The 14,056-nt window shown below is 68.7% G+C and carries 14 protein-coding genes; 5 read left to right on the top strand and 9 right to left on the bottom strand.

Features of this window, described 5'->3' with window-relative positions; genetic code table 11:
- Positions 1-3: 3 nt before the first annotated feature.
- Positions 4-1,227 (bottom strand): MFS transporter, encoded by a 1,224-nt coding sequence (locus tag ACTWNK_RS33415; protein ID WP_474308901.1) that lies wholly within the window; start codon positions 1,225-1,227, stop codon positions 4-6.
- Positions 1,228-1,245: 18 nt separating this feature from the next.
- Positions 1,246-1,695 carry a hypothetical protein gene (locus ACTWNK_RS33420; protein ID WP_474308902.1) on the bottom strand — a complete coding sequence of 150 codons (450 nt, stop codon included), beginning with the start codon at positions 1,693-1,695 and terminating at the stop codon, positions 1,246-1,248.
- A 494-nt stretch (positions 1,696-2,189) separates the two neighbouring features.
- Here ACTWNK_RS33420 and ACTWNK_RS33425 point away from each other — a divergent pair, with 494 nt between their 5' ends.
- The gene (locus ACTWNK_RS33425; RefSeq protein ID WP_474308903.1) at positions 2,190-2,360 is read left to right on the top strand and encodes a hypothetical protein; all 171 of its coding nucleotides are present in this window, start codon (positions 2,190-2,192) and stop codon (positions 2,358-2,360) included.
- A gap of 19 nt (positions 2,361-2,379) precedes the next feature.
- Here ACTWNK_RS33425 and ACTWNK_RS33430 read toward each other — a convergent pair whose 3' ends face one another.
- Both ACTWNK_RS33430 and ACTWNK_RS33435 read right to left on the bottom strand, forming a co-directional pair.
- Entirely contained in the window at positions 2,380-3,588 is a 1,209-nt protein-coding gene (locus ACTWNK_RS33430) for an amidohydrolase (RefSeq protein WP_474308904.1), read from the bottom strand.
- A gap of 10 nt (positions 3,589-3,598) precedes the next feature.
- Positions 3,599-4,396: a methyltransferase domain-containing protein gene (locus ACTWNK_RS33435; protein ID WP_474308905.1), complete on the bottom strand. Its 798-nt coding sequence runs from the start codon at positions 4,394-4,396 to the stop codon at positions 3,599-3,601.
- Between ACTWNK_RS33435 and ACTWNK_RS33440 the strand changes: the two genes are divergently transcribed.
- The 3 genes from ACTWNK_RS33440 (at position 4,395) to ACTWNK_RS33450 (ending at position 7,008) form a co-directional block, all read left to right on the top strand.
- Positions 4,395-4,817 carry a helix-turn-helix domain-containing protein gene (locus ACTWNK_RS33440; protein ID WP_474308906.1) on the top strand — a complete coding sequence of 141 codons (423 nt, stop codon included), beginning with the start codon at positions 4,395-4,397 and terminating at the stop codon, positions 4,815-4,817. The two genes, ACTWNK_RS33435 and ACTWNK_RS33440, sit on opposite strands and share 2 nt — an antisense overlap.
- Before the next feature lie 14 nt (positions 4,818-4,831).
- A complete protein-coding gene (locus ACTWNK_RS33445; protein ID WP_474308907.1) occupies positions 4,832-5,338 on the top strand; it encodes a MarR family winged helix-turn-helix transcriptional regulator in 507 nt (168 codons plus the stop codon).
- A gap of 224 nt (positions 5,339-5,562) precedes the next feature.
- Positions 5,563-7,008, top strand: coding sequence for an MFS transporter (locus ACTWNK_RS33450; RefSeq protein WP_474308908.1), 1,446 nt, complete (start codon positions 5,563-5,565; stop codon positions 7,006-7,008).
- A 25-nt stretch (positions 7,009-7,033) separates the two neighbouring features.
- Here the strand turns inward: ACTWNK_RS33450 and ACTWNK_RS33455 are convergent, their stop codons facing one another.
- From ACTWNK_RS33455 to ACTWNK_RS33465, 3 genes are all read right to left on the bottom strand, one after another.
- Positions 7,034-8,155, bottom strand: coding sequence for a PrsW family intramembrane metalloprotease (locus ACTWNK_RS33455; RefSeq protein WP_474311057.1), 1,122 nt, complete (start codon positions 8,153-8,155; stop codon positions 7,034-7,036).
- 81 nt (positions 8,156-8,236) lie between these two features.
- Positions 8,237-9,364: a MalY/PatB family protein gene (locus tag ACTWNK_RS33460; RefSeq protein ID WP_474308909.1), complete on the bottom strand. Its 1,128-nt coding sequence runs from the start codon at positions 9,362-9,364 to the stop codon at positions 8,237-8,239.
- A 287-nt stretch (positions 9,365-9,651) separates the two neighbouring features.
- Positions 9,652-10,263, bottom strand: a complete 612-nt coding sequence (locus ACTWNK_RS33465) for a TetR/AcrR family transcriptional regulator (RefSeq protein ID WP_474308910.1) — start codon at positions 10,261-10,263, stop codon at positions 9,652-9,654.
- 80 nt (positions 10,264-10,343) lie between these two features.
- Between ACTWNK_RS33465 and ACTWNK_RS33470 the strand changes: the two genes are divergently transcribed.
- Positions 10,344-11,342: an SDR family NAD(P)-dependent oxidoreductase gene (locus tag ACTWNK_RS33470; RefSeq protein ID WP_474308911.1), complete on the top strand. Its 999-nt coding sequence runs from the start codon at positions 10,344-10,346 to the stop codon at positions 11,340-11,342.
- A gap of 541 nt (positions 11,343-11,883) precedes the next feature.
- On the opposite strand, the gene ACTWNK_RS33475 is transcribed toward ACTWNK_RS33470, so the two are convergent.
- Both ACTWNK_RS33475 and lexA read right to left on the bottom strand, forming a co-directional pair.
- Entirely contained in the window at positions 11,884-12,099 is a 216-nt protein-coding gene (locus ACTWNK_RS33475) for a hypothetical protein (RefSeq protein ID WP_474308912.1), read from the bottom strand.
- A 463-nt stretch (positions 12,100-12,562) separates the two neighbouring features.
- Positions 12,563-13,270 carry a transcriptional repressor LexA gene (lexA, locus tag ACTWNK_RS33480; RefSeq protein ID WP_474308913.1) on the bottom strand — a complete coding sequence of 236 codons (708 nt, stop codon included), beginning with the start codon at positions 13,268-13,270 and terminating at the stop codon, positions 12,563-12,565.
- Positions 13,271-14,056: the final 786 nt, after the last annotated feature.

Consider the following 14,056-nt stretch of genomic DNA (forward strand, 5'->3'; position numbering starts at 1 on the left):
CATTCAAGAACGATCAGTCAAATATAGCCCCAGCAGAGGAACACACAACAGCCCAAGCCCCGCCAGCGCGTACGGCAGGCCGACGAGGGAGGCGAGCCAGGCGACCAGCAGGGGGCTGATCACGAACCCGGCGTAGGAGAGCGTCGACACGCCCGAGACGAGCACACCCGAGGGGTCGTCCGCCGCCGCGCGGCTCAACAGGGCGGGCAGCACCGGCCCGAGCGCGAACCCGGTCAGTGCGAATCCCGCCAGCGACCACCACACGCCCGGCCCGAGCGCGGCCAGCACGATGCCGCCTCCCCCGCCGATCGCCGCCAGGCCGCAGAGGGCGCGCAGACTCACATCCGGCAGAGCCTGAGTGGTGAGCCTGCCCGCGGTGAGCGCCGCCATGTAGGCGGCAGGCGCGGCGGCGGCCAGGAGAGCAGGGGCGCCGCGAGTATCCTCCAGCAGGAGGACCGCCCACTGCTCGACGGCGTTCTCGACAACCAGCGTACAGGCGGCCACCCCACCCGGCACGACAACCGCCCACCGCAACCACCCGCCCTTTCGGCGCCCCGGCGCGGGCGCTCGCCCATCGGCCGGGCCTGCACCTGTGCGCCGCCTGTCTTCGCGGTGTCCCAGCTCGGGCGGCTGCTCGTCTGCCGAGCCCGCCCCCATGCGCCGCCCCGGCTCGGCCACCCCCGCGCCGATCGTCAGGCGTGTCGCATACGCCGCCGCGCACAGCAGCAGGGCCGCGACCGCGCACACCAGCACGCCCGGTGTCGCGCCGAGTTGCCTGGCCGCCCCCGCCGCCGGTGCCGCGACGATCACCGCGAGCGGGAAGGCGGCGTGCACCGGCTGGAAGAGGCGGCGGCCGAGGTCGCGTTCGGCTCGGCCGGTGGCCATGTTCAGGGAGACGTCGAGTGCTCCGCTGCCGGCGCCGACGACCAGGAGCACCAGGGCGAGGGCGATCACCGATCCCGCCAGGCCGATCGCCGCGACGCCTCCCGCGAACACGGCCGTGCTCAGGGCCAGGGCCGCCCGTTCCCTGCCCCCGGCCAGCCGCCCGGTGAGCACCATCGCGGGAATCGCGCCGATCGGCACCGCGCCCAGGGCCAGGCCCAGCTCGGCCGTACCGGCGCCGAGCCCGGCCTTGACCGCGGGGAGCAGCGCCGCCCAGGCTCCCCAGAAGACGCCCCACGCCGCGCACACGACGATCAGCGGCAGCGCCGATCTCCCCGTTGTCATCCCGTGTTGATACCGCGCCTAGTTGAACTGGGCCAGCCCCCGCTTGGTCCAGCCGCCGTCGGCCGCGATGAAGCCCTTCTTGAACCAGCTGGTGAACTGGCGGGCCGTGACGACCGCACTGTCGGAGTACTCGATCTTGTTGGGGTTCCAGAGCCCGAGCTTGCGGTACTTCACCAGCTGCGCCGAGGCCGCCTTGGTGGTACGGCCCGGCGGGACGTCACCGTTGCGCAGGTCGATCCAGGCCTTGCCCTTGGCCGTCCAGCCGCCGTCCTTGCCGATGAGGCCGTAGCCGCACCAGCGCCTGTGCTGGGCCTTGGCGACGGAGGCGCTGTCTGCGTACTCCACCTTGTTCGGATTGAAGGCGCATTTCGCCGTGCCTGCCGCCTGGACCGGAGCGGCCAGGAAGACGGCCGCGCCGCCGCCTGCCAGCATGCCGCCGAGCACGGTGATCGTCAGTACTTTTCGCATGTTCTACTCCCCGTTCGTGTGGACTTCTCCAGAGTCGCGAGCCGGATCGGCGGTGCGTTCTCGGCCGGTTCACGGCTGCCGCACAGGAGCATGTCGGTCCGGTAACGGCGAGGGAGAAATGCCACTTACGCTGCACTTTCCCCACAAGTCCCACACGTTTGGCGTATGAGTTGTCGTCTTGTGTGGCTAAAGGCATTGAGCCGGGGAAGAGGCGGGGGCTAGGTTGGCTGACACGCCAGTTCGACTGCAAGCTCTCGCCAAGGCTCCGTCAAGGACGTCTGCACAGGGTGAGGTAAGGCAAGAGAGGGGGCAGACCCATGAGACGCATAAGGATCGCCAGAACGCCGGTCAGGCGACGCCCGGCACGCACGTCCGATCTGGACCTGCGGACTCCATCGGGTCGCCGCCTGCCGTACTGAAACGATCTTTACACCAGCCTTACGGGGCAAACTGTAGAGAATGTGATGTAACAGGACATCACGCCGGGGGGCTCGATGAAGAGGCTTGTGGTCGTGCCGCCGCACGTCGCGCGGCACAAGATCCGCGACATTCGTTCGACCGATCGCCGCAGGCCTCCGGCGCCGGACCCCAAGGTCGTCGACCTGCGGGCGTACTCGGGGCGCAATGTCATCCGCTTCCCCGAGGGGCCCACACCGGCCGCTTGACCTGCTGCCCGATCTACGGTTACTCGCGGTAGTACGGGTCGAGGACGGTGCCCTCGCCGTGCTCGTCCGAGTAGGTGTAGACCTCGCGGCCCTCGATGAAGACGCGCAGTGCCCTGCTCATCACGTCCAGCGGGTCGCCCGACCAGATGACGACATCGCCGTCCAGGCAGGGGCGCAGCGAACCCACCCGGTCGTCCAGCTTCATGATCTTGGCGGGGTTCACGGTGATGGTGCGCAGGGCGGTGTCCCTGTCGAGGCCCTCCTTCACCGCCAGTGTCACCTGGTGCACCAGGAAGTGGATCGGTACGACCGGGTGATCGGTGGTGATCGCCAGCTGCACGCCCGCCCTGGCCAGGATGCCCGGGTTGCGCAGGGAACGCTGGCGCAGCTCCACCTTCGACCGCGCGGTGAACAGCGGTCCCATCACGACCGGGATCCCGCGCTCGGCCAGGACGTCGGCCAGCAGATGCGCCTCCGTGCCGTGATTGACGATCAGCCGGTAGCCGAACTCGTCGGCCAGCCGGATCGCGGTGGCGATGTCGTCGGCCCGGTGCGAGTGCTGCGACCAGGGCAGCTCGCCGTCGAGCACCCTGACCAGCACCTCCAGCGTGTTGTCGCGGTCGAACGGCTTGCCCTCGGCCTCGGCGTGCTCGCGCTTGCGCTTGTAGTCCTGCGCCTTGGTGAAGGCGTCCCTGATCACGGCGGCCACACCCTGGCGGGTGGAGGGCAGCTTCTTCTGGTCGCCGTACACACGCTTGGGGTTCTCGCCCAGCGCGCTCTTCACACTGGCGGGCTGGCGGATCACCATGTCGTCGACACGCCTGCCCCAGCACTTCACCGCCACGGTCTGACCACCGATCGGATTGCCGGAGCCCGGCTTGATCACCACAGTGGTCACACCACCGGCCAGCGCGTCGGCGAACGCAAGATCGGCCGGGTTGATGGCGTCGAGCGCGCGCAGCCTGGCGCCGTTCGGGTCGGTCATCTCGTTGGTGTCCTGGCCGGCCCAGCCTTCGCCGTCCTCGTGCACGCCAAGATGCCCGTGCGCCTCGACGAAGCCCGGCAGCACCCAGCCGCCCGCCGCGTCAACGGTCGGCACGCCGTCGGGCACCGCGACGTCGGCGCCCACCGCCACGATGACACCGTCCTGGATCAGAACGGTTCCACTCTCGATCGTCTCCCCCTCGACGGGGACGACTCTGCCATTGGTGATCGCAACATTCTTCATAGCGGCCAACTTACGCGCCTCGCCGCCGCGCACGACTCCCGGACGCCACGAACATGGGAATCGCCAGGAAGAACCGATCCCGGCGCGCCCTGTCCGCCAACCCCGCCAGCCACCCCCGAGCCCGCTCCTCGGTGATCGCCCCCGACCGCACGGCCACGGCCGCATAGCCACCTACCATCGGCATCGCCGCGTCCCCCGTGAAGATCCCGGCCGTCACCTCCACCTCGACGTCCTCGAACCCGGCCTCCAGCAGGAGGCTCCGATAGGCACGCGCCGACCGGGGCGAGGCGACCTCGTCGGCACGGGCATGGACGACGGCCCTGGTCAGCGCCGGATCGTCGGAGTCGAGCACGATCGTGTCCCAGTCCTGCCCGACCAGTACGGCCCGGCCGCCCGCGACCAGGACCCGGTGCGCCTCGGCGAGCGCGGCGGCGGGATCGGCGATGTCGTGCAGCACCTTCTCCGCACGGTAGCCGTGGAGGACGCCGTCCCCGAACGGCAGATCGGTCGCGGAGGCCACGCGGAGATCGGCTGCCGGGTGGCGGCGGCGGCCCTCGGCGATCATCGCGTCGTCGAGGTCGAGGCCGACGGCTGTCAGGCCGCGCCCGGTCATCTCGGCCACGGCCAGGCCCGTGCCGCAGCCGACGTCGACCGCGGTCGTGCCGTACTCCAGTCCGAGCAGTTCGTAGGTGCGTTCACGCAGGGCGACGGCGGCGGGCATGCGGTCGACCTGGTCGAGGAGGGTGAGCAGGGCGGTGGGCGTGATCTCGTTGGACATGTCGCTGAGCATGCGACTTAATGTCGACATGAAGTCAAGCATCGGCGAGGTGGCCGCCCGCTTCCGGGTGGCCACGCATGTGCTGCGGCACTGGGAGGCCGTCGGGCTGCTCGATCCGGAGCGCGTCGGCGGCGACCGCCGCAGGTACGGCCGCGCCGACGAGTACCGCATCGCGATGATCATTCGAGGCAAGGAGGCCGGGTTCAGCCTGGAGGAGATCCACGAGATGCTCAACGCCGCCGACCCCGCCACCCGGCGCGACACCCTGGCCCGCCGCAAGGCCGCCCTGGAACTCCGGATCGCCGAGGCGCAGGCGTCCCTGGAGATCCTCGACTGCGCCCTTGCCTGCGATCATCCCGATCTGATGGGGTGCGCGCACTTCCGTTCGGCCCTGGACGTGATCGTCGATCGCGCCCATGATGGTTCCGCTGCGAAACTATCCATTACCTGACGTACTCTCGGGGCATGAGCACGCAAGCACCCGACTCCGCCGCCGAGCCCGTCCCCGCCAGGACCGTTCGCGACCTCACCGGCATGCTGGTCCACGCCGCCCACGTGATGAACACCAAGCTCGCCGCCGCCCTGGCCGAGGTCGACACGACCCCTCGCGCCCACTGCGTGCTGTTCCACGCCCTGGAGGCCGAACGCACCCAGATCCAGCTCGCCGAGATCGCCGACCTCGACAAGACGACCATGGTGGTCACCGTGGACGAACTGGAGGCAGCCGGGCTGGCCGAGCGACGGCCGTCCAGCACCGACCGGAGGGCTCGGATCATCGCGGTCACACCCCTGGGGGTGGAGAGCGTACGGCGGGGACAGGCGATCGTGGACCGGGTGCACGCGGAGGTGTTGAACTCGCTGCCCGACGCCGAGCGGGGGGCGTTCACGGCCGGGTTGGCGCAGTTGCTTGAGGGCGAGTTGGCCCGACCGGCCGAAGGTGAGCGACCGGTGCGACGGGCTCGACGGAAGTAGGCGGGGGTTTGCGACTCCTGAGGCTTCGAGCCTTCTGGGGCCTTGGGGAAGCTAGGGCTTTGGGAGGCTTTGTGTGCGTTCGGGCAGGCCCGGGCTTCGGCGGCGCCTGGCACGGCCGACTTGCCTCACACACGGAGTGCTCAAGGTAGTCCGATAGAGGATCGTCTATTTCTGGACTATCTGTTATGGTCTCTCTCGTCGCCCTCCCGACTGGAGAGAGTTCCATGATCGATACTGCTCCCACCCGTTCCCGATGGCTGGCTCTCGCCATCCTTTGCGCCGGAATGTTGATGATCATCCTCGACGGCTCGATCGTCACCGTGGCGCTGCCCGCCATCCAGCGTGACCTCGGCTTCACCCCCTCCGGCCTCACCTGGACCGTCAACGCGTACATGATCGCGTTCGGCGGACTGCTGCTCCTCGCCGGGCGGCTCGGCGACCTGACCGGGCGCAGGCGTATGTTCGTGGCGGGACTGGCCGTGTTCACGCTCGCCTCGGTGCTCTGCGGGTTCGCCGCCTCGCCCGAGACGCTGATCGCCGCCAGGTTCCTGCAGGGCATCGGCGGGGCCATGGCGTCCGCCGTCAGCCTTGGCATGATCGTCATGCTGTTCCCCGAGCCTGCCGAGCGGGCCAAGGCGTTCGGCGCCTTCGCCTTCGTCGGCGCCGGAGGGGCCTCGCTCGGCCAGGTGCTCGGCGGTGTGCTCACCCAGGCGCTGAGCTGGCACTGGATCTTCTTCGTCAACCTGCCCATCGGCGTGGCCGCCATCGTCCTCGCCCTGCGCGTGCTCACTCCCGACACCGGCCTCGGCCTCGCCCAGGGCGCCGACGCGCTCGGCGCCGCGCTGGTCACCTCCGGGCTCATGCTCGGCGTCTACACGATCATCGAGATCGAGTCGTACAGCCTGGCCTCGGGGCGTGTCGCCGTACTCGGGCTGGTGTCCTTGGTGTTGCTCGCCGGGTTCGTCCTGCGTCAGGCCAAGGCGGCCAGACCGCTGCTGCCGTTGCGGATGTTCGCCTCGCGGGAGGTGAGTGGGGCCAATGTCATCCAGCTGCTCATGGTCGCCTCGCTGTTCGGGTTCCAGGTGCTGGTCGCGTTGTATATGAACGGGGTGCTCGGCTACAGCCCCGCCCAGACCGGACTCGCCATGCTGCCGGCCGCGATCGCCATCGCTCTCGTCTCGCTGTTCGTCGCGGCCAGGGTCATCGCCCGGTTCGGCGAACGCACCGTACTGCTGGCCGGGCTCGCCCTGCTCACCGTCGGCATCGGCCTGCTCACCCGGCTGCCTGCCGGGAACGCCGACTATGTCACCGACCTGCTGCCCACACTCATCTCGGCAGGCGGCTTCGGACTGGCGATCACCGCCCTGACCGGGCTCGGGATGTCGGGCGCTCGGGCCGAGGACGCCGGATTGGCGTCCGGGCTGTTCAACACGACACAGCAGGTCGGCGGGGCGCTCGGAGTCGCCGTCCTGTCGACGGTGGCGGCGGGGCGTACCGAGTCGTTGCTGGGCGGTGGCGGACTCGCCCGGGTTGAGGCGCTTACGGCCGGGTTCCAGACGGCGTTCACGGTGGGGACCGGGTTGCTGGTGGCCGCGTTCGTGGTCGCCTTGGTGGTACTTCGAGGACGCAAGAGCGAGGCGACGGCATCCGCGAACGTGACGGCGTCGTAGGGCCGAGGGTGGAGCGGGCTCAGCTTCACACCCTCCCGGCGAAACGTGCCCGCGTGCCTCCCATCACAGCCAGAAGCGCGTCCTGCTCCGCCGCGAACTGCTCGGGCGTGACCTTCCCGCGCTCCGCCTTCTCGTGCAGCATGATCAGCTCGGTCGCCGCCTGCTGGTAGTCCGACACCGCCCGCCCCTGTCCGAAGGCCTTCCCCCGCTTACGAGCCTCCCGGCGCGTCTGCAACGACCCCAGCATGACGATGTCCGCAGGCTCGACCAGCCCACTGGGCACGTACGCGGGCAGCACATAGCCGATCCGCGCCACCAGCCTGCGCCGCTCCACCACGGTGATGACGATCAGCCCGGCGATGACCAGCATCAGCACCACGTACACGATCCCCAGCCCGGCCAGCGAGTGAATGGTCGCCATGCCGTTCCACAACCCGTGCAGCAGCACAGCGCCCAGATACCCCAGCGGAACGGCCAGCAGCCTGCCCGCCCCCCGATGCGTGGCCGCGTACGCCACGCCCAGTCCGATCATCGACGTGTACACCGGATGGCCGAGCGGCGCGATCACCCCGCGTACCAGGAACAGCGTCGCCGCGCTCTCCACGCCGTCCTGGGTGAACGCCGTGAGGTAGTACCCCACGTTCTCCACGACCGCGAACCCCAGCCCCACCATGCACGCGTAGATGATCCCGTCGGTGGGCCCGTCGATCTCCCGCTTGCGCCAGGCCAGCCACAACAGCACGCTGCCCTTGAGCCCCTCCTCGATCGAAGGCGCCAGCACCACGGTCCCCACCACACTCGCCGCCTGCTCCCCCACCCCCAGCCACAGCACCAGCGCCTCCCCCGCCACGGTCAGCGCGATGGCCAGCACCACCGCGACGCCCGCCCCCCACACGAACGCGAACACCAGCAACAGCTTCGGCTCAGGCTCGAACCGGTCGAGCGCCAGCACCCCCGCCAGCAACACCGGTAACGGCGCCAGCCCCAACGCGAACGACAGCCCGAACCCCTCCGGCCCCCCACTGACCAGCAGCAGGGCCAGCACACCCAGTGCGCAGAGCCCCGACACCACGAGCCCCACGATCAGCCCCACCCCGGGCCGAGGCGGCAACACCCCGGGCCTGACGACCCGCGTCCCTGAGATCATCACCCCCCTACTGTGCCGGACCCCGGTTGAAGCCCGGTTGCAGACCGTTGCCAGGCACACCCACTTCTTTCCGAGCGCCTCTCACACCACGGCGGAGATACGCGCCAACGCCTCCTCCAGCACGGGCAGGGAGGTGGCGAAATTGAATCGCGCATATCCTTCGCCGCCCGGCCCGAACTCCTCGCCCGCACTCAGCTTGACCCGGGCCTCCCGCTCGAGAAAGGCAGCCGCGTCGGCCCGTCCGAAATCCAGCCAGGCCAGATAGGTGGCCTCCGGCACCCGATACCCCACCGCATCGGGCAACCGCTCGGCGACCAACCGCCGATTCCGGTCGAGCAGCCTGCGTACCTCCGCCAACCACCCATCCCCGTGCCGCCAGGCCGCGATCGTCGCCTCGACCCCGAACAGTCCCGCCACGCCGTACAACAACTCCGGCTGCCCCGCCAACGCCGCCCGTACCTCGGCCGCCCCCACATGGACGACCCCACACCGCACACCACCCAAATTGAACGCCTTGCTGGCCGACGTCAGTGTCACCGTCCGTTCCGGTGCGATCGAGGCGAACGGAATATGCCGATGCGGTTCATAGGTGAGCTCCGCATGGATCTCATCCGAAACAACCAACACGTCATGCCGTACGGCCGCCTCCGCCAGCGCCGTCAACTCCGCCCTGGTGAACACTCTGCCGGTCGGATTGTGCGGATTGAGCAGCAGCAAAACCTTGCATCCCGCCAGATCCGGCTCCTCGTACGTCCAGGATTCGCCGCCTTCATCCCCCGTCATGGGAATCGCCCGTACGCGTCGTCCCATGGCACTCAAACTGTGGACGAACGCGTTGTACGCCGGGGTGTGCAGGGCGATCTCGTCGCCGGGGCTCGTCATGAGATGCAGAACGACCTGCAATGCCTGGTTCAGATCGGTGAACACCCGGACATGTCCCGGGTCCGGCTGCCATCCGTACCGCACCGTCATCCGCTCGGCGAACACCTCCGCCAGCGGTCCCGCGCCCGGCTCCTCGTCCCATACCGGGTACCCGAGATCGGTGTCGATCCTGCGCTCCAACGCCTCCCGGATGACCGGCGCAACCGGGAAGTCCATATCCGCCACCCAAGCCGGAATCACTCCTGCTCCGGCCGCCGCCCATTTCACCCCGTCCCGTCGTCCCAGTGCGTCAAGGCCCAGCTCATCCAGCCCGAATCTCTCTTCCACCCGTTCATCGTACGATCCCATTTCCTACCAAACCCACCCAATTGGCGCTCCGTGGGCTGGGGTGGAGGGGTAGGCCGGGCAGGGCAAAGACGAGGCGAGCGGAAATCGGCCAAGCCCGACGGAGCGGGACACGGCAGGCCGGGACGAGGCCCAGCGACGGCACCAGCAGGGCCTACGAACCGGGACAGAAGTGGGAACAACCCGGCTGCCTCTCCAACGTCCCACCGACTGCGGTCAACACCGCCCGCTCACCGGCCATCGCTTCGATCGCGACGACCCGCAGGAGCTCAGTTCGCGGGGTGACGGCAGCACACGACCAGGTTCATCGCCTGCCGCATCGCATTGCGTACCCCTTCAGGGCAGTCGCCGCGCTGGAGGCTGGCCAGCGTCGCCGCGCTCACCGCACCCACCATCGCGCCCACCAGGGTGGCGGCGGCGACCGGGTCGAGTTCGTCCGGATAGGCCTGGTGCAGGGCTCGGGCCAGTTCGGTCTGCGCGGTGAGATAGCGCTGCAACAACCGCGCCTGCAACGCCGGAGACGACTCGGACAGGCGAACCCGCAGAGCCGCGAGCCCACTGGTCAGGTCGCTGTCCCAGCTGTTGGCGATCATCTCTTCGGTCGCCCGCATCAGGACGCCGGAGAACGGCTCCCCCGCTCGGCGCTCGGCCACCACCTGCAGCGCCAGGTCGACCCGCACACCGGCATTGGCGAAGAGCACGTCCTCCTTGGCCTGGAAGTGGAGGAAGAACGTCCGCGTGGACACCTCCGCGACCTCGGCGATCTCGGCCACCGTGACGTGTTCGAACCCCTTGCGCTCGAACAGGTCCACCGCCGCCTCGATCAGCGCCTGCCGCGTCCGCTGCTTCTTGCGCTCCCGCAACCCCGGGCTCTCCGTCATGACTCCAGCCTATTGCATTCCATGCATCACTTCATGCAGTGTAGTAATACATTGAGTGCAGCGAATAGGAAGTGGGACCCATGGGAAACCTGGACGGACGCGTCGTCCTCATCACCGGCGCCGGGCGCGGCATCGGGCGAGAAGAGGCCCTGTTGTGCGCCGCCGAAGGCGCCAAGGTCGTCGTCAACGACCCCGGTGTCGCCATCGACGGCACGGGCGGAGACGCCGGCGTGGCAGCGGCGGTGGTCGAAGAGATCATCGCCCGCGGCGGGCAGGCCGTCGCCAACACCGACAGCGTCGCCGACTGGCACGGCGCCCAGCGCATGGTGAACACGGCCCTGGAGGCCTTCGGCGACCTCCACGTCGTGGTCAACAACGCGACCATCGAACGAAACCGCGGCATCGCCGACCTGGGCGAGGAGGAGTTCGACGCCGTCGTCGCGGTGAAGCTGAAAGGCTCGTTCGCCGTCACCCGATGGGCAGCACGGCACTGGCGCGACCGCTTCGAAGCCGGCGACCGCGTCGACCGCGCCGTCATCAACACCTCCTCGGGCTCGGGCCTGCTCAACCCCCTGCCCACCCAGGCCTCCTACGCCGCCGGGAACGCCGCGGTCGCCGCGATGACCATCGTCGGAGCCCTCGAACTCGGCCGGTACGGCGTGCGCGTCAACTGCATCTCGCCCTCCATGGCGCGTACCCGGCTCACCCTTGAGGTCCCCGGCATGAGCGCGGAACCGGCGGCCGGGGCGTTCGACCCACTGCACCCCTCGACCAGCGCCCCCATCACCGCCTACCTGGCCACCGCCTCCTGTCCGCTCAACGGCCAGGTCCTCTCCATCCGCGGCGGAACGGTCGCGGTCAACCACGGCTGGTCACGAGGCGCCCACGTCCACAAGGACGGCCCCTGGACCATCGACGAACTCGCCGACCAACTGAAAGCCCTACCGATGGACGACCCCTTCGACAAACTCTCCAACGCCCTCGGCTCGGCCCTCGGCCCCACCGGCCACACCCAACTCCAACAAATGATCAACACCCTCCTCGACCGCTCCGCCGCCCCCCACAACACCACCTCATAGGCACCACGAACCACCACGCGACCGCCCGCCCCCGGTCGACCTAGCGATCACCCCCTTCCAACACCTTTACCGCACCCTTCGAAGCAACAACGACAACCAGAACAAAGCCCATCGATCACCGCACCCGGCCAATTAGCACCGGGAATCCTCGGCCATTCAGCGCCCCTTCCCCGCTCCTCCATGCGCCCGGTCCCCCGCCTCACCTTCCCCCTCCCCCAAGAAAGTCGCGAAGCGAGCTGCGGTAGATGCAGGCAGCCCTGCTGTAGCGGGAGACACGGGAGCCAAACACTGCGGCAGGTCATACGTGGAGGCGAGATGGGCGGGCCCTGCGGGCGGTTGAGTTACGGAGCGGGAAACGGAGCAGCGCGACGACGCGTGCGGGGGAGGGGAGGGCGGAGGGGCGGGAGAAAGCGCGCGATACGAGGTTTCCTCGTTTCCCGCCTCCCAAAGGCCAGGCCTCCGGGTCGCCTCCCCCCACTCCAGAGCTCCGTTCGTGCACCGTGCGACAAATCGCACGGTGCACGAACGGCAGCCAGTACGCCTACTGTCCCTTGATCTCCAGGCACTCCTCGTACGTGATGAGGGCGTCTCGGAAGGCGACCTCGTGGCTGTAGCCCTGGCTACGAAGGACGTTGTAGTTGTGGTTGAAGTCCTGGTAACACTCCGTAGCCTTCTTGGCATGCGCAGGCCCGGCAACGGGCAGGAGGAACGCCCCGGCCAGCAGTCCACCAATGACCAAACGACGTACGTTTCTCATGAGGCCCCTTCGAAAGTCACCATGAGTGGTCGACGAATGCCCCCTCAGTGTGCTGCGACCCCCCACACACGGCGATGGGTGAAATCACGTACCGCCCACCCGAACGACCCCCAAGCCCCAAGAGAAACGCCGCAGCGCAACCACACCACGCCACACGAAACCGACATCTCACGGCAGACGACGACCAGAACACAGCAACCACAACAGCAGCACACAAGCCCACGCAGACACACACAGAGCGGTACGCCAACACCGCAGCAGCAAGGCACCACAGAGCGAGAGCAAAAGAAGGGCGAGGAAGGGGACGCTACGGGTCAAGTCAGAACGCGAAGCTCAGAACCGCCCACCCCGACCAACATCAGCGATCACGCAGCATCCACCCCACCAAACCCACTCCACCCCCACAAGCCACCCCAGGGCGGTGACAGCGTCACACCGCCGCCACCCCGGGCAGGTAAGAGGGCTAAAGCTTGCGCAGAACCGCGACGACCTTGCCCAGGACGCTTGCCTCGTCGCCAGGAATGGGGTCGTAGTTCGGGTTGTGCGGGACCAGCCAGACGTGGCCGTCCTTGCGCTTGAACGTCTTGACCGTGGCCTCGCCGTCGATCATGGCGGCCACGACGTCACCGGACTCGGCGACCGGCTGCTGCCGTACGACGACCCAGTCGCCGTCGGCGATGGCCGCCTCGATCATCGAGTCTCCGGCCACCTGGAGCAGGAAGAGCGTGCCCTCGCCGACGAGCTGCTTGGGCAGTGCGAAGACGTCCTCCACGCTCTCCTCGGCCAGGATCGGGCCACCGGCCGCGATCCGGCCGACCAGCGGAACGTATGCGGCCGTCGGACGGCTCACCGCCGCCTCTTCGTCACCGGCGTCGGGATCGACCCACAGCACCGGCTCACCGGGCAGCCTGACCTCCAGCGCACGCGGGCGGTGGGGGTCACGCCTGAGGTAGCCCTTGCGCTGCAACGCCGTCAACTGGTGCGACACGCTGGACGTGCTGGTGAGCTGCACGGCCTCGCCGATCTCGCGCATGGACGGCGGATAGCCGCGCTGCTGGACCGAGTCGCGGATCACTTCAAGGATCTTGCGCTGCCTCGGTGTCAGCCCCAACGAGTCGCGCCGGCGCACCGCCAGGTCGCTGACCGCGCTGTCGTCATCCCTCTCGCTCATGCTCTCCCCTTCGCCCGGCGACCGCCCCTGTCAGGCGGACCCTCCGGTCCGTGGTCTTCATGTCGCACACAGCGACCGTACCGCTACTGAAGATCATCTTCAAACAATTGTTCGAGTCTTCCTCGAAATTGTCAGCGGTGTGGTGTACAACATCGTACGGGAGTTCGATCGACACCGTGTTCGATTCGCCGATCTTTGTTCGGCCCTTTCTGGCCAATTGGCCTGGGCCATACGGTGCGGGAGGTCCATTTTGCGGCTCACGACAACGACACAACAACCCACGGACGACGAGGTCCGGCGGCTGGAGCTCGTCATCGAGGCTGTCCGCCCCGCCACACCGCCCGGTGTTCGAGAAATCGACGACACCTCGCCCCGAAACGCCGACATACCGACGCCGTCGGTCCCTCCGGCACGCACCTCCCGCCCCCGCCGCCCGTTCCGCCAGGGTCGTCCGTTCCGCCAGGGCCGTCCGCCGTTGTGGGTCGTCCCCACCCCGCCCCCTTCCCAGGACGACACACCGCCCCAAGGCGACACAACGTCCTCAGGCGACGCAGCGCCCACATCCACGGGCCACACAGCGACAGCCGCCTCACCCAGGACCGGCGCGCCTTCCCACACGCCTGCCACCCCCGCGACGCGCTCCGCACAGCCGTACACCACGCCGCCACGCCCGCCAACCCGCCCGACGCCCGGCGCCTCCCTTGACGGCACGCCTCACTCCGCCAACGGCACGCCTCGCCACAATCCCCCGCAAAGCCGTACTCGCAGCAAAAGCACCGCCAAGCG

The organism is Nonomuraea sp. IBHARD001, from assembly GCF_056106265.1.